The organism is Enterobacter cloacae complex sp. 6730903 (genome assembly GCF_048283985.1).
Taxonomy (GTDB): Bacteria; Pseudomonadota; Gammaproteobacteria; order Enterobacterales; family Enterobacteriaceae; genus Enterobacter; species Enterobacter hormaechei_C.
The window spans coordinates 70,678-95,787 of sequence record NZ_JBLVXX010000010.1; the positions used below are offsets into that span (position 1 = coordinate 70,678).

Here is a 25,110-nt window from a genome sequence, read left to right on the forward strand (position 1 = left end):
CAACAATGAGCACTTTACTCACTGCACATTCTTTACGCGTTGATACGGCGTTCGGCACGCTCTTCGACTCTCTCTCCTTTACGTTAAAAAAAGGCGATCGCATCGGCCTGCTGGGTGATAACGGCTGCGGAAAAAGTACGCTGCTGAAAATCCTCGACGGGACGCAGTCCCCTGCTGCCGGAACCGTTTCGCTGGCGGGACATTGCCTGCTGGCGCGCGTGGAACAACATCTGCCGGAGACCCTTGATCCCCTGACCATGCTGGATGCGGTGCTGGCGCAGCTGCCGATCGGTGAGCGCGACAGTTTGCGCTGGAAAGCCGAGACGCTGCTGGCCGGAATGGGCTTCACGACGCAGGAAACGGCGTTAACCTCCGCCACGCTGAGCGGCGGCCAGCATACGCGCTTGTTGCTGGCGCGGGCGTTGATAAGCGATCCGGATCTGCTGCTTCTGGACGAACCGAGCAACCACCTCGACCTGCCGACCCTGCTGTGGCTGGAGCAGTTTCTACAAAACTGGTCCGGCAGCTTTGTGCTGGTCTCACACGACAGGCAACTGCTGGACGCGGTAACCAACGGCAGCTGGATCCTGCGCGATAAAACGCTGCACGCCTTTGCCCTTCCCTGTACTGCCGCACGTCAGGCGCTCGACGCGAAAGATGAAAGCGATGCGCTGCGCCATAAGGCAGAGCAAAAAGAGATCGACCGCGTCACGGCCAGCGCCCGACGTCTCGCGACCTGGGGCAAGGTCTATGACAACGAAGATCTCTCCCGTAAGGCTAAGCAGATGGAAAAACAGGTCGAACGCCTGAAAGAGACCCAGACGGAACTGACGGCGGGAAGCCCGTGGACCTTAACCCTGCGCGGGGACGCGCTTCGCGCCGACCGCCTGCTGGAAATGACTCACCTCGGCGTCCCCCCGGCGCCGGGTCTGCCAGACCTGTTTACTCTCGACAGCGCGCGGCTGAAGAGCGGCGATCGCGTGGCGATTGTGGGTCGTAACGGCTGCGGAAAATCGTCGCTGCTGAAGCTTATCTGGCGACATTTTCGCGACGAGATCGCGGACGAGCGGCTTAAGCGTCATCCGCGCGTCTCACCCGGCTACTACGACCAGACGCTGCACCAGTTGCCAGATGATGCAGCGCTGCTTGATGCGCTGGAGCCTTTCGCGCCAGATCCGCAGACCCGTAAAATGGCGCTCATCAGTGCCGGGTTCCCGTGGGCGCGTCACGGGCAAAAAGTCAGTACGCTGAGCGGCGGGGAACGTTCGCGCCTGCTGTTCGTCGGCCTGACGCTTGCCCGTTATAGCCTGCTGATGCTGGATGAACCGACCAACCACCTGGACATGGAAGGCAAAGAGGCGCTGGCGGAAACGCTGCAACAGTTTGAAGGCGGAGTGCTGCTGGTGAGCCACGATCGTCAGTTAATTAGCCAGAGCTGTAACCGCTTCTGGCTGATTGAGGACGGCAGGCTGAGCGAATGGCACGATGCGGAGGCGGTGTTTGAGCGCCTGCGTGAGGACACCGCTCCGGTTGTACCTGAGGCATCGAATAACGCATTGAAGGCACCCTCTTCAGCGTCTGACGATCTGCTCGAACGCCTGGTTGCCCTGGAAACACTGCTGGAAGAAGATTTGGCGCGCAAGCCAAAACATCAAAAACCGCAGTTACAGGCGCAATGGCGAAAAGAGATTGAGGTGATAGAAGCGCAACTGTAAATCTGAGCCCGGCGGTGACGTCGCCGGGCCAGTGTTTTTCACCCCAATTTATGAGGGGTACAGCCTTTTCTTAATCCGAAAATGCATCAAATAATGACATTATGTTGCGGTTGCCTTGCATTACAGCGCCAAAGTATTAATCCTTAATGGGTAATCAGACCTGCTATGCAGATACTCATCATGAAAGGAGAAACACATGAAGGCTGCTGTTGTCACTCAGGATCATCAGGTTAATGTCACAGAAAAAACCTTACGCGCGCTCAAACATGGTGAAGCGCTACTGAAGATGGAGTGCTGTGGCGTTTGCCATACCGATCTCCATGTTAAGAATGGCGATTTTGGCGACAAAACCGGGGTGATCCTCGGCCACGAAGGGATTGGTATCGTCAAAGAGATTGGTCCTGGCGTCACGTCGCTAAAAGTAGGCGATCGTGCAAGCGTGGCGTGGTTCTTCGAAGGCTGTGGCCACTGTGAATATTGTAATACCGGCAACGAAACGCTGTGCCGTGACGTGAAAAACGCGGGTTACTCCGTTGACGGCGGCATGGCGGAAGAGTGCATCGTAACCGCGGATTACGCGGTTAAAGTTCCGGACGGACTGGACTCTGCGGCGGCCAGCAGCATCACCTGCGCCGGGGTCACCACCTACAAAGCGGTAAAAGTCTCTGACATCAAACCCGGCCAGTGGATTGCGATCTATGGCCTGGGCGGTCTGGGCAACCTCGCGCTGCAATACGCCAAAAATGTCTTCAATGCGAAAGTTATCGCCATTGACGTGAATGACGAGCAGCTGAAGCTCGCTGCCAGCATGGGCGCAGACTTAACCGTGAACTCCCGCAGTGAAGATGCGGCAAAAGTGATTCAGGAGAAAACCGGCGGTGCGCATGCGGCGGTGGTGACGGCGGTAGCGAAAGCGGCCTTCAACTCTGCCGTTGACGCAGTTCGCGCCGGTGGCCGCGTGGTGGCTGTTGGCCTGCCGCCGGAAGCGATGAGCCTGGATATTCCACGTCTGGTCCTCGATGGGATTCAGGTAGTGGGTTCCCTGGTGGGTACCCGTCAGGATCTGCTCGAAGCCTTCCAGTTTGCGGCTGAAGGTAAGGTGAAACCGAAAGTTACAATGCGCCCACTGGAAGATATCAACGCCATCTTCAAAGAAATGGAACAGGGCCAGATCCGTGGCCGTATGGTGATTGATTTACGTTCTTAACCGCGGTGGCCGGGTAGCGGCTCTGCCCTGCCCGGCTTTTCACGTGGACGAACGGCGATCGGAAATCCATTCCTGAACCTCGATCTGGAACGTGTCCGGCGCTTTTCGATACATCTTCCGCGCCAGATCCAGGATGGTATGGCGCCCTAACTCCTCTTCCATCCGCTGCTGCGCGCTGTCCATGACCGAGCGCACCCCACACGGGCCGTCACAGACCCAGGCAGGTGGCGTTTCATCAAACACCGCCAGGCGCTGACGCACTTCCCGACACTCAAACATATTCTTCTCGCCGTCAATGGCATGCGCCACGTCCAGCACGCTGATCAGCTCCGCCGGACGCGCCAGCCGGAAGCCTCCCCCTTTACCCTCGGTGCTGATAACCAGCCCCGCGCGTGATAAACGGGTGAAGATTTTTCCAAGATAGTCGTACGGCACGCCCTGCAAGGCCGCCATCTCCCGGACGCTCATCTCACGTTCATTGCCTTTTGCATCCACCATACACATCAGGCTATGAATGCCATATTCCACACCAGAACTGTAAAACGCCATGGCTCACTCCGGGTCATTGTTCGCTGCATTATAACGATTTTTAACTCAGAAAGAAGTTGTCGCAGTTAACTCCGACAAGTATAGTGGCAGTTATGTCAGACATACAGCCTGACGCACTAAAGGATCGAGTATGAAAAAGCAGATTTTAATTGTGGGTAGTGGGTTTTCCGGTATGTGGGCTGCGGTCAGCGCCGCGCGCCTTTCTGCTCTGGAGGGTAACAATAGCCTCAGCATTACGGTGCTGGCCCCTGTTGCGGAACTGCGCGTTCGCCCACGCTTTTATGAAGAGAACGTGTCGTCGATGGTCGCGCCGCTGACCGAACTGTTTGCTGAGCTGGGCATCGCCTTTATTGCGGGCGAAGCACAACGTATTGATACCTCGTCTAAAACCGTTGTATATCGCGATTCAAACGGCGCGATTGCTGAAGTCGCATGGGAACGTCTGATCCTCGCAACCGGTAGCCAGACTAAACGCCCTCCTGTTGCCGGTCTGGCTGAATACGCCTTTGATATCGACCAACTCGACTCCGCCAGGTTGTTCGAGCAGCATCTTGATTCGCTGGTTTCGCGCCCCTCCACCCCGGAGCGTAATACCGTGGTCGTGTGTGGCGGCGGCTTTACCGGCATCGAACTGGCAACGGAACTCCCTGCCCGACTCCGCACTCGCTTCGGTGCCGATACAAAGACTAAAGTAATCGTAGTTGAAAAAGGTGCAACCATTGGCGGGCGTTACAGCGAGGCGCTGCGTAACACAATTGAAGAAGCAAGCAACGCGCTGGGCGTTGAATGGCGTTTAAACAGTGAAATTGAAGCCATCGATGCCAGCGGCGTAACGCTGAAAAACGGAGAGCGCATTGCCAGCGCCACTGTAGTGTGGACGGCAGGGGTAGAAGCTAACCCTCTCAGCCTACAAATTGACGGGGAACGCGATACTCAGGGACGGCTGATCGTCACCGACACGTTGCAGGTTCCTGCGCATCCTGAGGTTTACGCGACGGGTGATATGGCGCACGCCAAAACGGACGATGCGGGCAACACGGCGCTGATGACCTGCCAGCACGCGATCCAGCTGGGGAAATTCGCCGGACACAACGCGGCGGCCAGCCTGTTAAATCTGGAGCCGTACCCTTACCGTCAGGTGAACTACGTCACCTGTCTGGATTTGGGTGGCTGGGGCGCGGTATACACCGAGGGCTGGGAACAGCGCATTAAATCCGTGCGCGAGGAAGGTAAAAAGATCAAAGTCGCCATCACCAACGAACTGATTTATCCGCCAGCAGCAGACAAAGCGGTCGCTTTTGCCGCCGCTGACCCACTGGCGAAATTCGTTTAGTCCCCTTCTGCGCCCGCGACCAGCGGTCAAAGTGTGCAATCAGGCCAGCGCACCTGCGTTGGCCTGACGCTTTTTGGCACATAAATAACCATACATCAGCAGAGAGGTCATCGCAGAGAAGGATAAAATCGCGGCCGGCAGCGTGACATAGCTCCAGCTAAAGCCGAGCGTAATCATTAATCCACCGAAATAGGCGCCAATTGCGCTGCCGAGGTTAAACGCCATTTGCCCGCCTGCGGCCCCCAGCATCTCGCCGCCTTTCGCATTTTGCAGCAGCAGAATTTGCAGCGGCGCAGAGAGCGCAAACAGCCCGGCGCAGCAGACGAATCCCATGACCAGTGAAGCTGTTTTAAGCTCGCCAAAGGCGAACAACGCCAGCAGCGAAGCCACAATCACCAGGTCGGTGGTGGCAGCAATGCGCAGCGGGCTAAAGCGCGACGACAGCTTACCGCTGAAGACATTACCCAGCACCATGCCCAGCCCCATCAGCATCATGATCGCGGTCATTACGCCCTCGGAAAAGCCTGACACATTGACCATAAACGGCTTCACGAAGCTAAACCAGGCAAACACCCCGGCATTGCCAAACATCGTAGCGGCAAAAATCAGCCACGGTTCCGGTTTCTTCAGGAAGTGGAATTGTTCTGCCAGCCGGGTGGTGGTCGTGTCGTGAATGTCTGGCACCCACAGCAGAACAGACAGGATCACCAGCGCGTCAAAGACCGCAATCAAAAAGAAGGTGTAACGCCAGCTAAATTCATGTCCCAGCCACGTCCCGAGCGGCACGCCAAGCAGGTTGGCAACGGTCATCCCGGCAATCATCCCGGCCACAGCGACCGTTACTTTGCCCGGCGGCGCGATTTTTGACAGGATTATCGCCCCCACTCCGAAAATCGCGCCATGCGGAAAACCAGAGATTAAGCGCCCCGCCGCCAGCCCAACATAGGAGTCAGAGAAGGTAAAGAGTGTGTTACCGACGACGCACATCGCCACCAGAAACAGCAGCGTTGTTTTCAGCGAAAATTTGCTGGAGAACAGCGCCACAATCGGCGCGCCGATCACCACGCCAAAAGCGTAAAACGAAATCATATTTCCGGCGGAGGGAATCGAAATGCCCGTATCATGAGCCAGCTCTGTCAGCACGCCCATGATGCCAAACTCAGCCATCCCCAGGCCAAAGGTACCCAGTGCTAACGAAAAAATTGTCTTTTTCATACCGCGACCACTGTTAAAAAATATGCAGCGTGCATTATTGATTAAACTTGTATGGTGAACCAGTTCAAATCAGCTTTCTGACACATTAATCCATTCATTCAGGCCGATTACACTCTTAGTACGGCCTCGATCCCGCGACCGGATACAAAGGGAGACCCACCATGGTCAGTAAGAAGAAAACCCGTGTTGTTGATGATGTCGTTAAAAACGCGCCGCTCAAAACCAAAGCGTACGAGCAAGAGCTTCGTCGCCTCCATGTTGAACTTGTTAAGCTCCAGCAATGGGTGGTCGCCAAAGGGTTAAAGGTCTGTATTGTTTTTGAAGGGCGAGACGGCGCCGGTAAAGGCGGCGCCATCAAAGCCATCACCGAACGCGTCAGCCCCCGGGTGTTTCGCGTTGTTGCGTTACCGGCCCCCACCGATAAAGAGAAAAGTCAGCTCTATTTTCAGCGTTACGTTCCCCATCTGCCCTCTGCCGGTGAAATCGTCATTTTTGACCGCAGCTGGTACAACCGTGCGGGCGTGGAAAGAGTCATGGGTTTCTGTACCGAAGAGCAGGCCGAAAAATTTCTTGATGGAACGCCGGTAATGGAAAAAGCGATGGTCGATGCCGGGATCATTTTGTTGAAATACTGGCTTGAAGTAACGCCAAAAGAGCAGGAGCGACGCCTGCGCGATCGCATTAATGATGGTCGCAAGATCTGGAAGCTGTCTCCAATGGATATTAAATCTTTTAATCTGTGGGATGAATATACCCTCGCTCGCGACGCGATGTTTAAAGCGACCGACACCGCCTGGGCGCCGTGGTTTGTGGCGCGCTCAGAAGATAAAAAACGGGTGCGGCTGAATATTATTTCGCATCTGCTTTCGCAGATCCCCTATAAAGAAATTCACGTAGACAAAGTGGATTTACCGAAACGCAAGATCGGCAAAGTGAAGCCTACAAAATATCCCTTCCGCTATATTGCAGAGCGATTTTGATATTGAGAAGTAGGCCCGCGCAAGCGCAGCGCCGCCGGGCAAAGCCGACGGCGCAGGGCATTTACTTCATCCCTTCTGAACTCTCTTTTTGCGCTTCAAGACGCTCAACGTCCCGATACCAGCGCGGATGGTGTTTTTGCGCCCAGCGGCGGCTCACCTTCCCTTCAATCATGCCTTTAATCGATCCTTTCACCCAGAAGGCCATATACATATGGATCAGGATGGCGTGGATCAGAATAATGGCCGAGGTCGCGTGGATCAGCAGTGCGTAGCGCACCACCTGGATCGGGAAATATTGGGCAAAATACGGACGCCAGATAATCACTCCGGTCACCAGCAGCACGAAAATCATGCTCATGATGGTCCAGAACATCATCTTCTGCCCGGCGTTGTATTTGCCCACCTTCGCGACTTTATGCTCGTTGCCTTTCAGAACCTCAACAATCCCTTTTAGCCAGGGAATATCCTGCTTGTCAGGGATGTTGTGATGAACAAAACGCACGAACATAAACATCAGCACCACGAAAATCAGCACGCCGAAGAACGGATGCAGAATGCGCCCCATTTGCGGTGTCCCGAAGGTTTCCGTGAGCCACTGAAGCGTCGGAAAGAAGAACGATATGCCGGATACCGCCACCAGGAAGAAACAGATGACCACCGTCCAGTGACAGGCGCGATCGACAAATTTTGTGCGCACTATCATTTTCGACTTACTCATGATGCTCCTCCTCGTCGTCATCCACCTCTTTATTCGGCCCGATACCGATGTAGTGATAAATCAGCCCGGCAAAGGTTGCGATAAAGCCCGCCGCTGAAAGCGGTTTAAGCGCCCCTTTCCACAGGTTGATTGAGGTATCGATCGCCGGATCTTTCGGCAGATTGTGATACAGCTCCGGCTGGTCATTGTGGTGCAGAACATACATGACGTGCGTACCGCCGACACCCTGCGGGTTATAAATCCCGGCCTTGTCATAGCCGCGCGCTTTGAGCTTATCCACCCGCTGCTGCGCCACTTCCAGCATCTCTTTTTTGGTGCCGAAATGGATCGCCCCGGTAGGACAGGTCTTCACGCAGGCAGGCTCCTGGCCGACGCTGACGCGATCGACGCACAGCGTGCATTTGTAGACCCGGTTATCCTCTTTATTGAGACGCGGGATATTAAACGGACAGCCCGCAATACAGTAACCGCAGCCGATGCAGTTATCCTGCTGGAAGTCGACGATCCCGTTGGCGTACTGAATGATTGCCCCGGCAGACGGGCATGCCTTCAGGCAGCCCGGATCTTCACAGTGCATACAGCCGTCTTTACGGATCAGCCACTCCAGCTTGCCGTTCTGGTCGGTTTCGCTAAAGCGCATCACCGTCCAAGACTTGGCGCTCAGATCAGCAGGATTGTCATAGACCCCAACGCAGTGCCCCACCTCGTCGCGAATATCGTTCCACTCCGAGCAGGCCACCTGGCAGGCCTTACAGCCCACGCAGGAGGAGACATCGATCAGCTTGGCGACTTCTGCCTTGTAATCCCGCGCACGAGGCGCGGGCGTTATCGGGTTGGTCGCGGAGCGTTTAATAATGTCTTGTGTTTCCATCGCCATTTAATCGCTCCTTACGCTTTCTCGATGTTGACCAGAAACGCTTTATACTCCGGCGTTTGCGAGTTGGAATCGCCGACGTTTGGCGTCAGGGTATTGGCGATGTAGCCTTTCTGCGCCACCCCTTCAAAGCCCCAGTGCAGCGGTATGCCGACGGTTTCCACCTGCTGGCCATGCACGTTCAGCGTTTGCAGACGACGGGTGACCACCGCCACCGCGCGAATAAAGCCGCGCTTGCTGCTGACCTTCACGCGATCGCCGTTGGCAATGCCTTTCGCCTTCGCCAGGGTTTCGCTTATCTCCACAAACTGTTCCGGCTGCGCGATGGCGTTAAGCCGCGCGTGCTTGGTCCAGGTATGGAAATGCTCGGTCAGGCGGTAGGTGGTGCCGACATACGGGAACTTGTCCTTTTTACCTAAACGCAGCACGTCGTCTTCGTAGATGCGTACCACCGGGCTTGACACCACGTTCGGGTGCAGCGGGTTAGTGCCGAGCGGCGTTTCCATCGGCTCGTAGTGTTCCGGGAACGGCCCTTCTGCCAGTTTGTCGATGGCAAACAGACGTCCCAGCCCTTCCGGCTGCATGATAAACGGCCCGGTGTTGCTGCCCGGCGCGGCGGTGTTGAAGTCCGGGATATCGTTCCCCGTCCACTTCGTGCCGTTCCACTCGATCAGCATGCGTTTCGGATCCCACGGCTTACCGTTCACGTCTGCGGAAGCACGGTTGTACAGTACGCGGCGGTTCAACGGCCACGCCCATGCCCAGCCCAGGGTATTGCCCAGGCCTGACGGATCGGCGTTATCGCGATTGGCCATCTGGTTACCCTGCTCCGTCCAGCTGCCGGTGTAGATCCAGCAGGACGAGGCCGTGGTACCGTCGTCACGCAACAGCGCGAAGCTATTGAGCAGCTGTCCCTTCTTCGCCACCAGATTGCCATTGGCATCGTACAGGTCGGCCAGCGCCACGCCGTTGTTCTCTTTTGCCACCTCTTCGGACTCAGGATGATCCGGCTGCTTGTAGTTCCAGCTCATCTTCAGCAGCGGCTCAGCGCCTTTGCCGCCTTCTGCGCGGTACATCTCGCGCAGACGATGGTAAATCCCGGCCAGAATTTCGCCGTCATTACGCGCTTCGCCCGGCGCATCCTGACCTTTCCAGTGCCACTGTAGCCAGCGGCCAGAGTTGGCAATAGAACCGTCCTCTTCCGCAAAGCAGGTCGATGGCAGGCGGAACACCTCGGTCTGAATCGCTGCCGGATCGACATCGTTTGATTCACCGTGGTTCTGCCAGAACGTAGACGTTTCGGTGACCAGCGGATCGATAACCACCATGTACTTCAGCTTGCTCAGGCTGCGAACGACTTTGTTTTTATCCGGGAATGACGCTACCGGGTTAAAGCCCTGGCAGATATACCCCGTGACGTCGCCCTTATCCATCATATTGAAATACTTGATGACATCGTAAGCCTGGTCCCATTTCGGCAACCACTCAAAGCCCCAGTCATTCTCTTTCTGCGCCGCGTCGCCGTAGAACGATTTCATCAGACTGACGGCAAACTTCGGATAGTTACTCCAGTAGTTCACCTGGTCCGGACGCGTCGCTTTTGGCGTGTTGGCGTCAAGCCAGCTTTGCCAGTCGGTCTGTTTCTCGGACGGCAGGGTCAGGTAACCCGGCAGGCTGGTCGACAGCAGGCCGAGGTCGGTTAAGCCCTGAATGTTAGAGTGTCCGCGCAGGGCGTTCACGCCGCCACCGGCCATCCCCATGTTGCCGAGCAGCAGCTGGATCATCGCCATGGTGCGAATGTTCTGCGCGCCCACGGTATGCTGCGTCCAGCCCAGCGCGTACAGGAACGTGGTGGTTCTGTCGGCAGCACTGGTGGAGGCCAGCACTTCACACACTTTCAGGAAGTCCGCTTTCGGCGTACCGCAGATGTTTTCCACCACGTCCGGCGTATAGCGGGAAACGTGCTGTTTCAGCAGGTTCCACACGCAGCGCGGATCGCTCAGGGTCTCATCGCGTTTCGCGTAGCCGTTTTCGTCGAACTGATAGTTCCAGGATGATTTATCGTACTGACGTTTCTCTGCGTCATAGCCGCTGAACAGACCATCTTCGAAGGCGAAATCTTCCCGCACCAGCAGGCTGGCATTGGTGTAATGCTTAACGTATTCCGCGTTAATCTTATTGTTTTCGATCAGGTACAACAGCACGCCGGAAAGGAACGTAATATCCGTACCGGAGCGGATCGGCGCATAGATATCAGCCACCGATGCCGTACGCGTAAAGCGTGGATCGACGACAATCAGCGTCGCATCGTTGTTGTTTTTCGCTTCCATCGCCCAGCGGAATCCCACCGGATGGGCCTCAGCGGCGTTACCGCCCATTACCACCACGACGTTAGCGTTTTTGATATCAACCCAGTGGTTGGTCATCGCACCGCGACCAAATGTTGGAGCAAGACTTGCTACCGTTGGTCCGTGTCAGACGCGCGCCTGGTTATCAACCGCCAGCATGCCGAGGGAGCGCACAAATTTTTGCGTCAGCATGCCGGTCTCATTACTTGCCGCAGAGGCACACAGCATCCCGGTGGAGGTCCAGCGGTTTACCGTGACGCCCTGCTCGTTCTTCTCAATAAAGTTGGCGTCGCGATCCGCTTTCATCAGTTTTGCAATTCGGGAGAAAGCGTCGTCCCATGAGATACGCTGCCATTTGTCAGAGCCCGGCGCACGATATTCCGGGTAGCGCAGACGGTTTTCACTGTGGACGTAGTCCAGCAGCCCCGCCCCTTTCGGGCAAAGCGCCCCGCGGCTCACCGGATGGTCCGGGTCCCCTTCAATATGATAAATCGCTTCTTTGGCGTTCTTCGCGCCATCACCCAGGCTATACATTAATAGCCCACAACCCACGGAGCAGTATGTGCAGGTGTTACGGATCTCTTTCGCGCGCAGCAGTTTATAGTTGCGTGCCTGAGCCAGCGCCATTTTGGGAGCGAATCCCAGCATTGCGGCTGTTGTTCCGGCCATACCGCCCGCGCAGATTTTAAAAAATTGTCTGCGGCTGACGTCCATTGCTGTCCTCGTTATCTGATAAGACTTCGCGCCGCAAACTAACAGCAAAGCCCCTGTTTTTTTTGCGTCAAATCAAGGTCGCCAGACTTCGCCCCCTTAATAGTCACTGCCGGTACGATTTGCTAATCCTTTCGGGTTAACAGGCTCTTTGAAAATTCGCCAGGTGAAGCAAATAGATGCTATAAGTTTTCCCTTTGATTTTTAGAAGACTGGCAGGGTAATGGACAGAAAAAGAGCAACGCTGACAGGCCTGGCGGCCATATTGCTGTGGAGCACCATGGTGGGTCTCATCCGCAGCGTCAGTGAAGGACTGGGCCCGGTGGGCGGCGCGGCGATGATTTACACCGTCAGCGGACTGTTGTGTCTGGTGACGGTGGGTTTTCCCGATCTTCGGCGTTTTTCCACGCGCTATCTCATTGCGGGCAGCATCCTGTTTGTCAGCTATGAGATGTGCCTGGCCCTGTCGCTGGGATATGCCGCGACGCGTTCACAGGCGATTGAAGTCGGTATGGTCAATTATCTGTGGCCAAGCCTGACGATTGCGTTCGCGATTTTGTTCAACGGGCAAAAAACCACCCTGTGGGTGATCCCTGGGCTTCTCATCTCGCTGTTGGGGGTGTGCTGGGTTTTAGGTGGCGAAAACGGTCTGCAACTGAATGACATCATGCAGAACGTCGTTTCCAGTCCGCTAAGTTATGGGCTGGCGTTTGCTGGCGCTTTTATCTGGGCCGCCTACTGCACCGTCACCAGCAAGTATGCCAAAGGGCAAAATGGCATTACCCTTTTCGTCCTGCTGACCGCCCTGAGCCTGTGGGTCAAATATGCCGTCAGCGATCAGCCCGAAATGGTGTTCAGCGTCCCGGTAGTGGTGAAGCTATTGATGTGTGGGGTTGCGCTTGGCTTTGGCTACGCCGCCTGGAATATCGGTATTCTTCACGGTAACGTCACGGTGCTTGCGGCTGTCTCTTATTTCACGCCCGTTCTTTCCGCCGCGCTGGCGGCTATTGTGCTGAGTTCTCCGCTTTCATTCTCATTCTGGCAAGGGGCATTAATGGTTTGCGCCGGATCGTTACTGTGCTGGTATGCCACCCGCAAATAGCATTTTTATTTTTGCCGGGTACCGAATATGCCCGGCAAAATATTAACAATATTTTAATATGTGATCACACCCCCGAATATAATTCGTAACATTAGAGGGTAATTAAATTTCTGTATAGAGTGCTTTCAGAAAGCCAGAGTCGTTGTGGAAATTGACATAAATTGACAACGCAGGTAATTAATTCAGCGCCAATATTCCCGCGCTATATAGCACAAAGTGCAATAGTTTATTTCTGAATATTTCTCTTAAAAAACAGGTTCTGGTTTCCCGAGAAATTTATAATCAACTGTTTTAAAAAAGGTTATCCTGCCACATGCTTTGACATTCCCTGCCAAACCCTTTTAATCCCACCAAAAAACTAAAACGTCCGACAACTATTCACAGCCATATTATCTTGATTGGTTAATAATCACTTTATGTCTATATATTAACCTAACTGGGCGATTTAAGGGCAATCAATCCGATCAGGATCACACTAATTGAAATTATCTTTAATATTTTGAAACTTATTATTGAAAGCAGTCTACGGAATTTTAAAAATAGTCTGCCATTGACGATAAGCCTCGTTTAAAAATCGCTCAGGTGGCTTAGGAAATACCTAAATAAAATTATAAGGATTATTTAAGATGAAACTTAAATTAGTTGCAGTGGCAGTGACTTCCATGTTGGCAGCAGGCGTTGTTAACGCGGCTGAAGTTTTTAACAAAGACGGTAACAAACTGGATCTGTACGGCAAAGTTACTGGTCTGCACTATTTTTCTGATGATGCTGGTAGCGACGGTGACAAAACATATGTTCGTCTGGGCTTCAAAGGTGAAACTCAGATCAACGATCAGCTGACCGGATACGGCCAGTGGGAATATGAGTTCAAGGGCAATCGCTCTGAAGCTCAGGGTTCAGACGGCAACAAAACCCGTCTGGCGTACGCTGGTCTGAAATTCGATGAATTCGGTTCCTTCGACTACGGTCGTAACTACGGTGTGGCTTATGACATCGGCGCGTGGACTGACGTTCTGCCAGAGTTCGGTGGCGATACCTGGACGCAGACTGACGGCTTCATGACCGGCCGTACCACTGGCGTTGCAACCTACCGTAACACCGACTTCTTTGGTCTGGTTGACGGCCTGAACGTGGCTGCTCAGTACCAGGGTAAAAACGACCGTTCAGAGATCACCGAATCCAACGGTGACGGCTGGGGTCTCTCTTCTACCTATGAATTCGACGGCTTCGGTGTGGGTGCGACCTACGCGAAATCTGACCGTACCGACCGTCAGGTTCGTGCTGCAAGCAACCTGAACGCCGGTGGCGAAAACGCAGAAGTCTGGGCTGCTGGCCTGAAGTACGATGCGAACAACATCTACCTGGCAACCACCTACTCTGAAACCCGCAACATGACGGCGTTCGGTAACGGTCACGTTGCCAACAAAGCGCAGAACTTCGAAGTTGTGGCACAGTACCAGTTCGACTTCGGTCTGCGTCCATCCATCGCTTACCTGAAATCCAAAGGTAAAGACATCGGTTCTTATGGCGACCAGGACCTGGTTGAATACGTTGACGTTGGCGCGAGCTACTACTTCAACAAAAACATGTCCACCTATGTTGATTACAAAATCAACCTCGTGGATGACAGCCAGTTCACCAAAGATGCCAAAGTGGCTACCGACAACATCGTGGCTGTGGGTCTGACCTACCAGTTCTAAGATCTGTTAGTTCAAAAGGCCAGCCCTCGCGGCTGGCCTTTTTTATTACTGCTGCCCTCCGACCTTCGCCAGACTAAACCAGATCCCGACCGCCAGAATCAGCAGCATGCCTCCCGCACTGCCCAGAGCCACGCTGTGCGAGGTGATGAACGCGGTTTTCGCCGCCGTCATCACCGGCTCGGCCAGCGACGGCGTCAGCTCCTGCGCCACCTTCATCGCTTCACCGATGGACGACGAGGCTTTATCGGTCAGCGACGCGCTCAGCCCCTGCGGCAGTACAATAGACGCCGAAAAGCTGCGGGTTAACAGCAGACCGAAAATGGCGATCCCCAGACCAGCACCCAGCTCGTAGGACATGGTTTCGATCGCGCCTGCGGCGGCCGCTTTCTCTTTCGGCGCGGCAGCCATGATCGCTGACGTCGAGGCCAGCAGTGCGCTGGCGGCACTGAAGCCCAACAGCACCATCAGGCTCCACGCCTGCCACTGTTGGGTGCTGAAATCGAGTGTCGACAGGCCGATAAAACTGACCGCGCTAAGCCCCATGCCTCCGGCCGCGACAATGCGCAGCCCCAGACGCCCGACCAGCACACCCGCGATCGGCCCGCTAAATCCGCTCGCCACCATCACCGGCAGCATAAATATCCCTGCTTCAAACGGCGTAAAACCATGCACGAACTGCAACTCCTGCGCCATCAGCAGTTCAAAGCCCACCAGCGCAATCATGGCGGTCATCGCCATGACCACGCCGCTTAAAATAATGCGATGGCAAAACAGGCGCATGTCGATCATCGGCGCGCGCGCGCGCAGCTGGATACGGACAAAGATAAACAGCATCACCGCCCCGGTAAGCAGCGTACAGGCCACCATCCACGGCGACAGCACCCCTTTCAGGGCGGTTTTGGCGCTATAGACCAGCAGTAAAATCGCCACAATCAGCATAATGGCATGGCTGATATTGAGCGGCTGCTCGGGCCGCCCCTGCTGAGCAGGCACCAGGCGCGCAGCAAGCGAAACCACGATCAGCACGATCGGCACGTTAATCAGGAACACCGACCCCCAATAAAAGTGCTCCAGCAGCATGCCGCCAATCAGCGGGCCAAACGCCGCACCGCCCGACCCAACGGCAGCCCAGACGCCAAGGGCGATGTTACGGTGCCGCACGTCAATAAACAGCGTGCGAATCCCTGCAAGCGTAGCCGGAATAATCATCGCCGCGCCAATCGCCAGCGACGCGCGGGCGGCTATCAGCCAGCCCGCGGACGGCGCAAAAGCCGCCGCTAACGATGACAGGCCAAACAGCACGCTGCCGATCATCAGCAGGCGCTTAAAACCTATGCGATCGCCCAGCGCGCCCATCGGCAGCACCATTCCCGCCATCACCAGCGAGTAAATATCAATAATCCACAGCAATTCGTTGCCGCTGGCACCCAGCGTCATGCTCAATGTTGGCGCCGCCACGTGCAGCACCGTCGCGTCAATCGCCACCGGGATATACACCAGCACGATAATCACTAACGCTAACCACTGACGAAACATAAATTTCCTTTTCAGTTAAAAACTGGACACATGTCCAGAATGCGATCCTACGTAAAGTTGAACGCTTGTCCAGCTCTTTGTTACACTCGTTTCGTTGCCATTGAGAGTGAGAAATTATGCGTTATCTGAGCAAGGACGAGCGGCGGGAAGAGATCCTCCAGGCCGCGATGCGCGTGGCGCTGACCGAAGGATTCGCTGCGATGACCGTGCGCCGCATCGCCACCGAAGCGGGCGTCGCCACCGGGCAGGTGCATCACCACTTTGCGTCGGCGGGCGAGCTTAAATCGCTGGCGTTTGTCCGGCTGATCCGCGATTTGCTGGATGCTGAAATCGTTGGCGAAAACGCTGGCTGGCGCGAGCGCCTGCATGCCATGCTCGGCAGCGATGACGGCGGGTTTGAGCCCTATATTCGACTGTGGCGGGAGGCGCAAATTCTCGCCAGCCGGGATAGCGATATCAAAGGCGCCTACGTTTTGACTATGGAGATGTGGCACCAGGAAACGGTCGCGATTATCCGCGCCGGGGCGGAGGCCAACGTCTTTACGCTTGCTGACCAGCCGGAAAATATCGCCTGGCGTTTAATTGGTCTGGTATGTGGCCTGGATGGCATATACGTATTAAATATGCCTGAAATGGACGACGCGGCATTTAATAAGCATCTGGATAAACTTATCTCCCTCGAATTGTTTTAATACTCCCATCGGGGTATTAATTTCCGCAAATAGTTACAATTAGTAACACATAAAGCGAACCCTGATTCCCATTCCAAACTCAGGGATTCGCTTTTTTATCTATCCTTTCAGATGTATCCCATAACATCCAATAATTTCTACAAACTGCCGACAGGTATCTTTCTGTTTTTACTTCTTTTTTCTCTCCATTTTGGTAAGCAAGAGGGTGATATGTCACATCAAAGCGAGAAGAGTAATCAGCATCTGTTGAGTAACTGGAAACCGGAAAACGCGCAATTTTGGGAGAATAAAGGGAAACATATCGCACGAAGAAACCTGTGGATTTCCGTGGCGTGTTTGCTTCTCGCGTTTTGTGTCTGGATGTTGTTTAGCGCTATTGCGGTAAACCTTAATAAGGTCGGATTTAATTTCAGCACCGATCAGCTTTTTATGCTAACGGCATTACCTTCTCTCTCCGGCGCGATATTGCGTGTCCCCTACTCTTTTATGGTGCCGATATTTGGCGGACGTTACTGGACCGTGTTGAGCACCGTGATCCTGGTCGTGCCCTGTGTCTGGCTTGGGATCGCCATCCAGAATACCGCTACGCCTTACTGGGTCTTTATCATCATCGCACTGCTGTGCGGTTTTGCCGGCGCCAACTTCGCTTCCAGCATGGGAAACATCAGCTTCTTCTTCCCGAAAGCCAGACAGGGCAGCGCGCTGGGCATTAACGGCGGGCTGGGTAACCTGGGCGTGAGCGTGATGCAGCTGGTTGCGCCGCTGGTGATTTTCCTGCCGATGTTTACCTTCCTCGGCGTGCACGGCGTACCGCAGGAGGATGGCTCGACGATGTGGCTGGCGAACGCGGCGTGGATCTGGGCGCCGCTGCTGATTCTTGCCACCCTTGCGGCGTTTTTTGGCATGAACGACATCGCCAGCTCGAAAGCGTCCATTGCCAGCCAGCTTCCGGTGCTTAAGCGCTTTCATCTCTGGCTGCTGAGCCTGCTTTATCTGGCCACCTTCGGCTCGTTTATCGGTTTCTCGGCAGGCTTTGCTATGCTGTCGAAAACCCAGTTTCCGGACGTAAATATCCTCCACCTCGCCTTCTTTGGCCCGCTGATCGGTGCGCTGGCGCGTTCCGCTGGCGGGATGATCTCGGACAGGCTGGGCGGCGTACGGGTGACGCTGATCAACTTCGTCTTTATGGCCATCTTTAGCGCCCTGATTTTCCTGACGCTCCCCGGGTCTGGTTCAGGCAGTTTTATGGCCTTTTATCTGGTCTTTATGGGCCTGTTTCTGACCGCAGGCCTGGGCAGCGGCTCGACCTTCCAGATGATCGCGATTATCTTTCGCCAAATCACCCTCGACCGCGTGAAAAAACAGGGTGGGAGCGACGAACAGGCACAGCATGAAGCGGTGACTGAAACGGCTGCCGCGCTGGGCTTTATCTCTGCCATCGGTGCGGTGGGCGGGTTCTTTATTCCCAAAGCCTTTGGCACATCCCTGGCGATGACCGGTTCCCCGGTGGGCGCCATGAAAGTCTTCCTCGTGTTTTACATCGTCTGCGTGCTCGTCACCTGGCTGGTGTACGGCCGCAAATCCTCACAAAAATAATAACTACATCTTCGCCGGAGCGTGATGTCTCACCCTCCGGCCATGCTATCGAAGCAGGAGAAATGTCATGAGCAAACTGTTGGACCGCTTCCGTTACTTCAAAACAAAAGGCGACAGTTTCGCCGATGGGCACGGGCAGGTGTACCACACCAACCGCGACTGGGAGGACAGCTACCGTCAGCGCTGGCAGTTCGATAAAATTGTGCGATCCACCCACGGCGTTAACTGCACCGGCTCCTGTAGCTGGAAGATTTATGTCAAAAATGGCCTGGTGACCTGGGAAACCCAGCAGACCGACTACCCGCGCACCCGCCCTGACCTGCCTAACCACGAACCGCGCGGCTGCCCGCGTGGCGCAAGTTACTCCTGGTATCTCTATAGCGCCAACCGTCTCAAGTACCCGCTGGTACGCCGCAGGCTGATCGAACTCTGGCGCGAGGCGCTGGCGCAGCATACCGATCCGGTGCTGGCCTGGGATGCCATTCAGAACGATCCGCAGAAAGCGCAGAGCTACAGGAAAGCGCGCGGAAAAGGCGGTTTTATCCGCTCAAACTGGAAAGAGCTTAACCAGCTGATTGCTGCCGCTAACGTCTGGACCATCAAAAACTACGGCCCGGATCGGGTAGCCGGTTTTTCCCCCATCCCGGCGATGTCGATGGTCTCTTATGCCGCCGGTACGCGCTATCTCTCCCTGCTCGGCGGCACCTGCCTGAGCTTCTATGACTGGTACTGCGATCTGCCTCCGGCGTCGCCGATGACCTGGGGCGAACAGACCGACGTGCCGGAATCGGCGGACTGGTACAACTCCAGCTATATCATTGCCTGGGGCTCAAACGTGCCGCAGACGCGCACCCCGGACGCCCACTTCTTTACCGAAGTGCGTTACAAAGGCACCAAGACCGTCGCCATCACGCCGGACTTCTCGGAGGTGGCGAAGCTCAGCGACCAGTGGCTGGCCCCCAAACAGGGTACCGACAGCGCCCTTGCCATGGCGATGGGGCATGTGATCCTCAAAGAGTTCCACCTCGATAACCCGAGCGAGTACTTCCTCAACTATTGCCGCCGCTACACCGACATGCCAATGCTGGTTCTGCTGGATGAACAGGCTGACGGTCGCGTGGTGCCGGGCCGCATGCTTCGCGCGTCGGATCTGGCCGACGGGCTGGGTGAAACCAATAATCCGGAGTGGAAAACCATCGCCTTTGACGTGGCCGGAAATCTGGTGGCGCCGAACGGATCTATCGGCTTCCGCTGGGGTGAAAAAGGCAAATGGAACCTGGAGTCGCTGGCCGCGGGACAGGAAACCGAGCTGACGCTTTCCCTGCTCATCACCCACGACAGCGTGGCAGACGTGGCCTTCCCTTACTTCGGGGGCAACGAGAATCCGCATTTCCGCAGCGTGAAGCAGGAGCCAGTGCTGACGCGCCGCGTACCGAGTAAAACCCTGACGCTGGCCGACGGCAGCCAGAGACGCGTGGTGAGCGTGTACGATCTGGTGCTCGCAAACTACGGCCTCGATCGCGGTCTGGAAGACCGTAACGCGGCGACAAACTACGCCGAGATAAAAGCCTACACCCCGGCCTGGGGCGAACAAATTACCGGCGTCCCCGCTTACCTGATAGAAAAAATCGCCCGTGAATTTGCCGACACGGCGCACAAAACCCACGGTCGTTCGATGATCATCCTCGGGGCCGGTGTGAACCACTGGTACCACATGGATATGAACTACCGCGGGATGATCAACATGCTGGTCTTCTGCGGCTGCGTCGGGCAGAGCGGCGGCGGCTGGTCGCACTACGTGGGCCAGGAGAAGCTGCGCCCGCAAACCGGCTGGCTGCCGCTGGCCTTCGCGCTGGACTGGAACCGTCCGCCGCGCCAGATGAACAGCACATCGTACTTTTACAACCACGCCAGCCAGTGGCGCTATGAGAAGCTCACCGCACAGGAACTGCTTTCTCCCCTTGCAGACGCATCGAAATTTACCGGTCACCTGATAGATTTCAACGTCCGCGCCGAGCGCATGGGCTGGCTCCCTTCCGCGCCGCAGCTCAACCTCAACCCGCTGCACGTGAAAGCTCGCGCCGACGCCGCCGGCATGTCGCCGCAGGATTACACCGTGCAGGCGTTAAAATCGGGTGATATTCGCTTCGCCTGCGAACAGCCGGATAACGGCAAGAACCACCCGCGCAACCTGTTCGTCTGGCGTTCTAACCTGCTCGGTTCGTCCGGGAAAGGCCATGAATACATGCTGAAATACCTGCTTGGCACCGAGAGCGGTATTCAGGGTGAGGATTTAGGCTCAACGGACGACGTGAAGCCCGAGGAAGTGGAATGGCAAACCGCCGCCATTGAGGGCAAGCTGGATCTGCTGGTGACGCTCGATTTCCGTATGTCCAGCACCTGCCTGTTCTCGGATATCGTCCTGCCCACCGCCACCTGGTATGAAAAAGACGATATGAATACCTCGGACATGCATCCGTTTATTCACCCGCTTTCCGCCGCCGTGGACCCGGCGTGGGAGTCCCGCAGCGACTGGGAGATCTACAAGGGCATCGCCAAAGTCTTCTCTGAAGTATGCGTCGGGCATCTCGGCACTGAAACTGACGTGGTGCTACAGCCGCTTCAGCATGACTCCCCGGGGGAGCTGTCGCAGCCGTTTGATATTCTGGACTGGCGCAAAGGCGAGTGCGATCTGATCCCCGGCAAAACGGCACCGAACATCGCCGTGGTCGAGCGTAACTACCCGGAAACCTACGAGCGCTTTACGGCCCTTGGGCCGCTGCTGGACAAGCTCGGTAACGGCGGAAAAGGCATATCGTGGAACACCCAGAATGAGGTCGATTTCCTCGGCAAGCTCAATTACGTCAAGGCCGACGGCCCGGCGAAAGACGTCCGCGCATCGAGACCGCCATTGACGCTTCAGAGGTGATCCTCGCCCTTGCGCCAGAAACTAACGGTCAGGTTGCGGTCAAAGCCTGGGAAGCCCTCGGCGAACTGACCGGGCGCGATCACACCCATCTGGCGCTGAACAAAGAAGATGAGAAAATCCGCTTCCGCGATATTCAGGCGCAGCCGCGCAAAATTATCTCCAGCCCGACGTGGTCCGGCCTTGAGAGCGAGCACGTCTCCTATAACGCAGGCTATACCAACGTTCACGAGCTGATCCCGTGGCGCACGATTTCGGGCCGCCAGCAGCTGTATCAGGATCATGCCTGGATGCGCGCCTTTGGGGAGAGTCTGGTGGCTTATCGTCCACCGATTGACACCCGCAGCGTTACCCATATGCGCGAAATCCCGCCGAACGGCTTCCCGGAAAAAGCGCTTAACTTCCTGACGCCGCACCAGAAATGGGGCATTCATTCCACCTACAGCGAAAACCTGCTGATGCAGACCCTGTCGCGCGGGGGGCCAATCGTCTGGATCAGCGAAACCGACGCGCGCGAGCTGGGCATTGAGGACAACGACTGGATCGAAGCCTTTAACGCCAACGGCGCCCTCACCGCCCGCGCGGTGGTCAGCCAGCGCGTGCCGCCGGGCATGACCATGATGTACCACGCTCAGGAGCGCATCCTTAACATTCCGGGGTCAGAAGTGACCGGACGGCGCGGCGGGATCCACAACTCGGTCACCCGCGTCTGCCCGAAACCGACCCACATGATCGGCGGCTACGCGCAGCTGGCGTACAGCTTCAACTATTACGGCACCGTCGGCTCGAACCGCGACGAGTTCATCATGATCCGCAAAATGAAAAACATTAACTGGCTGGACGGCGAAGGTCGGGATCAGGTACAGGAGGCGAAAAAATGAAAATACGCTCACAGGTCGGCATGGTACTGAATCTCGATAAATGCATTGGCTGCCACACCTGCTCGGTCACCTGTAAGAACGTCTGGACCGGGCGCGAAGGGATGGAGTACGCGTGGTTCAACAACGTCGAAACCAAACCGGGCATCGGCTATCCGAAAAACTGGGAAGATCAGGATGAGTGGCAAGGCGGCTGGATCCGCGGCATTCACGGCAAGCTGACGCCGCGCCTCGGCGGCAAAATGGGCGTGCTGTCGAAGATTTTCGCCAACCCCGTCCTGCCACAGATTGACGATTACTATGAGCCCTTCACCTTCGATTACCAGGATCTGCACCGTGCGCCGGAGGGGGACCACCTCCCTACCGCCCGCCCGCGTTCGCTGATCGACGGCAAGCGAATGGATAAAATCAAATGGGGGCCAAACTGGGAGGAGCTGCTGGGCGGCGAATTCGAAAAACGTGCCCGCGACCGCAACTTCCAGAAGATCCAGAAGGAGATGTACGGCCAGTTTGAAAACACCTTCATGATGTACCTGCCGCGCCTGTGCGAGCACTGCCTGAACCCGAGCTGCGTCGCCACCTGCCCGAGCGGTGCGATTTACAAGCGCGAAGAGGACGGCATTGTGCTGATCGACCAGGACAAATGCCGCGGCTGGCGTCTGTGCATCAGCGGCTGCCCGTACAAGAAAATCTACTTCAACTGGAAGAGCGGCAAATCAGAAAAATGCATCTTCTGCTATCCGCGCATTGAATCCGGCCAGCCGACCGTCTGCTCGGAAACCTGCGTCGGGCGCATCCGCTATCTCGGCGTGCTGCTGTACGATGCGGACCGTATCGAGGAGGCAGCGAGCACCGAGCATGAGACCGACCTGTACGAGCGCCAGTGCGACGTGTTCCTTAACCCGAACGATCCGGCGGTGATTGAGGAAGCGCTGAAACAGGGTATTCCGCAGAACGTCATCGACGCGGCACAGCGTTCCCCGGTTTACAAAATGGCGATGGACTGGAAGCTTGCCCTGCCGCTGCATCCGGAATACCGCACCCTGCCGATGGTCTGGTATGTGCCGCCGCTGTCACCGATTCAGTCCTACGCGGACGCGGGTGGTCTGCCGCAGAGCGACGGCGTGCTGCCTGCTGTCGAAAGCCTGCGCATTCCGGTGCAGTACCTGGCAAACATGCTCAGCGCGGGCGATACCGGGCCGGTGCTGCGCGCCCTGAAGCGCATGATGGCGATGCGCCACTACAAACGCTCCCAGACCGTGGAAGGCGTGACTGATACTCGCGCCATCGAAGAAGTGGGCCTGACCGAAGCACAGGTTGAGGAGATGTACCGCTATCTGGCGATTGCCAACTACGAAGACCGCTTCGTGATCCCGACCAGCCACCGAGAAATGGCGCGCGACGCCTTCCCGGAGAAAAACGGCTGCGGCTTCACCTTTGGCGACGGCTGCCACGGCTCCGACACCAAATTCAACCTCTTCAACAGCAGCCGCATCGATGCGATCAACATCACCGAAGTGCGCGATCACGGGGAGGGAGAGTAATGCAGATCCTCAAAATCATCGCGCTGCTCATTGAGTATCCCGATGAGCTGCTGTGGGAAAACCGTGACGAAGCGCTTTCCCTGGTGGAACAGGACGCGCCCATGCTGCTGTCGTTTGCGCAGCAGCATCTGAGCGCCCCTCTGCTGGATAAGCAGGCCGAATGGTGTGAAGTCTTCGAGCGCGGGCGCGCAACGTCGCTCCTGCTGTTCGAGCACGTTCACGCCGAGTCTCGCGATCGCGGTCAGGCGATGGTCGATCTCATGAGCCAGTATGAGAAAGCTGGCCTTCAGCTTGACTGCCGCGAGCTGCCGGACTATCTGCCGCTCTATCTGGAATATCTCAGTATCGTCAGCGATGACGAGGCGCGTGAAGGGCTGCAAAACGTCGCGCCGATCCTGGCGCTGATTGGTGGCCGCCTGAAACAGCGCGGCGTGGCGCATTACCAGCTGTTTGACGCCCTGCTGACGCTGGCCGGAACGCGCCTTTCCAGCGACAGCGTGGCGAAACAGGTGTCCGGTGAAAAACGGGATGATACCCGTCAGGCGCTGGACGCCGTGTGGGAAGAGGAACAGGTGAAGTTTATTGAAGACAACGCCACATCGTGCGACAGCTCGCCGATGCAGCAATATCAACGACGCTTTAGCCAGGACGTCGCGCCGCAGTACGTGGACGTCAGCGCCGGAGGCCCAAAATGACACATTACCTGAACGTATTTTTCTATGACATTTACCCCTACATCTGCGCCACCGTGTTTTTCCTCGGTAGCTGGTTGCGCTACGACTACGGGCAGTACACCTGGCGCGCCTCATCAAGCCAGATGCTCAGCAAGCGCGGGATGAACTGGGGTTCTAACCTGTTTCATATCGGCATTCTGGGGATCTTCTTCGGGCACCTGTTCGGCATGTTAACCCCGCACTGGATGTACGCCTGGTTTTTACCCATCGCGGTTAAACAGCAGTTAGCCATGATTGCGGGGGGGATTTGCGGGGTGCTGACGCTGATTGGCGGGTCGATGCTGCTGATCCGCCGCCTGTTCAACCAGCGGGTGCGTGCCACGTCCACCACGCCGGATATTATTATCATGAGTATCCTGCTGCTTCAGTGCATCCTTGGGCTGTCGACCATTCCTTTCTCCGCCCAGTATCCTGACGGAAGCGAGATGATGAAGCTGGTCGGCTGGGCGCAGGGGATCGTGACGTTCAGGGGCGGCTCGTCGGAAATGCTGAGCGGCGTTGCGCCGATTTTCCGCGTGCATCTGGTGTTGGGGATGACGATCTTCCTTATCTTCCCGTTCACCCGCCTGGTGCATGTCTGGAGCGCGCCGTTTGAGTATTTCACTCGTCGGTATCAGGTGGTGAGATCGCGCCGTTGATTTTGTCGGGTGGGGGGGGGGGGCCCCCCCCCCCCCCGGCTCAACGACCCTGAGGCCCCTAGAAGCCGGAGCCCCCCCGCGTTTTTTGAGGAGGGGGGGTTGGTGTAATAAACA

The 25,110-nt window shown here is 56.3% G+C and carries 17 protein-coding genes and 1 pseudogene; 12 read left to right on the forward strand and 6 right to left on the reverse strand.

Translation table 11 applies throughout. The features are described from left to right. Positions 1–5 precede the first annotated feature (5 nt). Positions 6–1,715, forward strand: a complete 1,710-nt coding sequence (locus ACNQ0W_RS07540) for an ABC-F family ATP-binding cassette domain-containing protein (protein WP_062933013.1) — start codon at positions 6–8, stop codon at positions 1,713–1,715. 196 nt (positions 1,716–1,911) lie between these two features. After that, positions 1,912–2,922: an alcohol dehydrogenase AdhP gene (adhP, locus tag ACNQ0W_RS07545; RefSeq protein ID WP_006810706.1), complete on the forward strand. Its 1,011-nt coding sequence runs from the start codon at positions 1,912–1,914 to the stop codon at positions 2,920–2,922. A gap of 39 nt (positions 2,923–2,961) precedes the next feature. Here the strand turns inward: adhP and ACNQ0W_RS07550 are convergent, their stop codons facing one another. Further along, positions 2,962–3,471 carry an RrF2 family transcriptional regulator gene (locus tag ACNQ0W_RS07550; RefSeq protein ID WP_015570482.1) on the reverse strand — a complete coding sequence of 170 codons (510 nt, stop codon included), beginning with the start codon at positions 3,469–3,471 and terminating at the stop codon, positions 2,962–2,964. Between the two features lie 130 nt (positions 3,472–3,601). Here ACNQ0W_RS07550 and ACNQ0W_RS07555 point away from each other — a divergent pair, with 130 nt between their 5' ends. Continuing rightward, positions 3,602–4,804, forward strand: coding sequence for an NAD(P)/FAD-dependent oxidoreductase (locus tag ACNQ0W_RS07555; protein WP_062933012.1), 1,203 nt, complete (start codon positions 3,602–3,604; stop codon positions 4,802–4,804). 39 nt (positions 4,805–4,843) lie between these two features. Here the strand turns inward: ACNQ0W_RS07555 and araJ are convergent, their stop codons facing one another. Further along, positions 4,844–6,019 carry an MFS transporter AraJ gene (gene araJ / locus ACNQ0W_RS07560; protein WP_062933011.1) on the reverse strand — a complete coding sequence of 392 codons (1,176 nt, stop codon included), beginning with the start codon at positions 6,017–6,019 and terminating at the stop codon, positions 4,844–4,846. Between the two features lie 161 nt (positions 6,020–6,180). Between araJ and ppk2 the strand changes: the two genes are divergently transcribed. Further along, the gene (gene ppk2, locus ACNQ0W_RS07565; protein ID WP_032671172.1) at positions 6,181–6,999 is read left to right on the forward strand and encodes a polyphosphate kinase 2; all 819 of its coding nucleotides are present in this window, start codon (positions 6,181–6,183) and stop codon (positions 6,997–6,999) included. A 61-nt stretch (positions 7,000–7,060) separates the two neighbouring features. On the opposite strand, the gene fdnI is transcribed toward ppk2, so the two are convergent. Genes fdnI through fdnG form a run of 3 tightly spaced genes read right to left on the reverse strand, consistent with a single transcriptional unit; the run spans position 7,061 to position 11,653 of the window. Next, on the reverse strand, positions 7,061–7,717 hold the full coding sequence (gene fdnI, locus ACNQ0W_RS07570; RefSeq protein WP_062933010.1) for a formate dehydrogenase-N subunit gamma: 657 nt from the start codon (positions 7,715–7,717) through the stop codon (positions 7,061–7,063). Beyond that, the gene (gene fdxH / locus ACNQ0W_RS07575) at positions 7,710–8,594 is read right to left on the reverse strand and encodes a formate dehydrogenase subunit beta (protein ID WP_003857048.1); all 885 of its coding nucleotides are present in this window, start codon (positions 8,592–8,594) and stop codon (positions 7,710–7,712) included. Before fdxH ends, fdnI begins: the two co-directional genes overlap by 8 nt. Before the next feature lie 11 nt (positions 8,595–8,605). Continuing rightward, positions 8,606–11,653: a formate dehydrogenase-N subunit alpha gene (fdnG, locus tag ACNQ0W_RS07580; RefSeq protein WP_139157935.1), complete on the reverse strand. Its 3,048-nt coding sequence runs from the start codon at positions 11,651–11,653 to the stop codon at positions 8,606–8,608. Between the two features lie 220 nt (positions 11,654–11,873). Between fdnG and yddG the strand changes: the two genes are divergently transcribed. Together yddG and ompC are read left to right on the forward strand one after the other, a co-directional pair. After that, positions 11,874–12,752, forward strand: coding sequence for an aromatic amino acid DMT transporter YddG (yddG, locus tag ACNQ0W_RS07585; RefSeq protein WP_062933008.1), 879 nt, complete (start codon positions 11,874–11,876; stop codon positions 12,750–12,752). Positions 12,753–13,378: 626 nt separating this feature from the next. Next, positions 13,379–14,452, forward strand: coding sequence for a porin OmpC (gene ompC, locus ACNQ0W_RS07590; RefSeq protein WP_003857040.1), 1,074 nt, complete (start codon positions 13,379–13,381; stop codon positions 14,450–14,452). A 45-nt stretch (positions 14,453–14,497) separates the two neighbouring features. Here ompC and ACNQ0W_RS07595 read toward each other — a convergent pair whose 3' ends face one another. Then, on the reverse strand, positions 14,498–15,988 hold the full coding sequence (locus tag ACNQ0W_RS07595) for an MFS transporter (protein ID WP_047747256.1): 1,491 nt from the start codon (positions 15,986–15,988) through the stop codon (positions 14,498–14,500). Between the two features lie 116 nt (positions 15,989–16,104). Between ACNQ0W_RS07595 and ACNQ0W_RS07600 the strand changes: the two genes are divergently transcribed. The 6 genes and pseudogenes from ACNQ0W_RS07600 (at position 16,105) to narI (ending at position 24,996) form a co-directional block, all read left to right on the forward strand. Further along, complete coding sequence (locus ACNQ0W_RS07600) at positions 16,105–16,680, forward strand: TetR family transcriptional regulator (RefSeq protein ID WP_062933007.1); 576 nt, start codon at positions 16,105–16,107, stop codon at positions 16,678–16,680. Positions 16,681–16,890: 210 nt separating this feature from the next. Next, complete coding sequence (locus ACNQ0W_RS07605; protein ID WP_026094300.1) at positions 16,891–18,276, forward strand: NarK family nitrate/nitrite MFS transporter; 1,386 nt, start codon at positions 16,891–16,893, stop codon at positions 18,274–18,276. A gap of 67 nt (positions 18,277–18,343) precedes the next feature. After that, a pseudogene (locus ACNQ0W_RS07610) lies at positions 18,344–22,083 on the forward strand (nitrate reductase subunit alpha). Continuing rightward, on the forward strand, positions 22,080–23,624 hold the full coding sequence (gene narH, locus ACNQ0W_RS07615) for a nitrate reductase subunit beta (protein ID WP_022651229.1): 1,545 nt from the start codon (positions 22,080–22,082) through the stop codon (positions 23,622–23,624). Before ACNQ0W_RS07610 ends, narH begins: the two are co-directional and overlap by 4 nt. Beyond that, the gene (narW, locus tag ACNQ0W_RS07620) at positions 23,624–24,319 is read left to right on the forward strand and encodes a nitrate reductase molybdenum cofactor assembly chaperone (RefSeq protein ID WP_062933005.1); all 696 of its coding nucleotides are present in this window, start codon (positions 23,624–23,626) and stop codon (positions 24,317–24,319) included. Before narH ends, narW begins: the two co-directional genes overlap by 1 nt. Next, positions 24,316–24,996: a respiratory nitrate reductase subunit gamma gene (narI, locus tag ACNQ0W_RS07625; protein WP_062933004.1), complete on the forward strand. Its 681-nt coding sequence runs from the start codon at positions 24,316–24,318 to the stop codon at positions 24,994–24,996. The genes narW and narI overlap by 4 nt, the downstream gene beginning before the upstream one ends. The last annotated feature ends 114 nt before the right edge of the window (positions 24,997–25,110 follow it).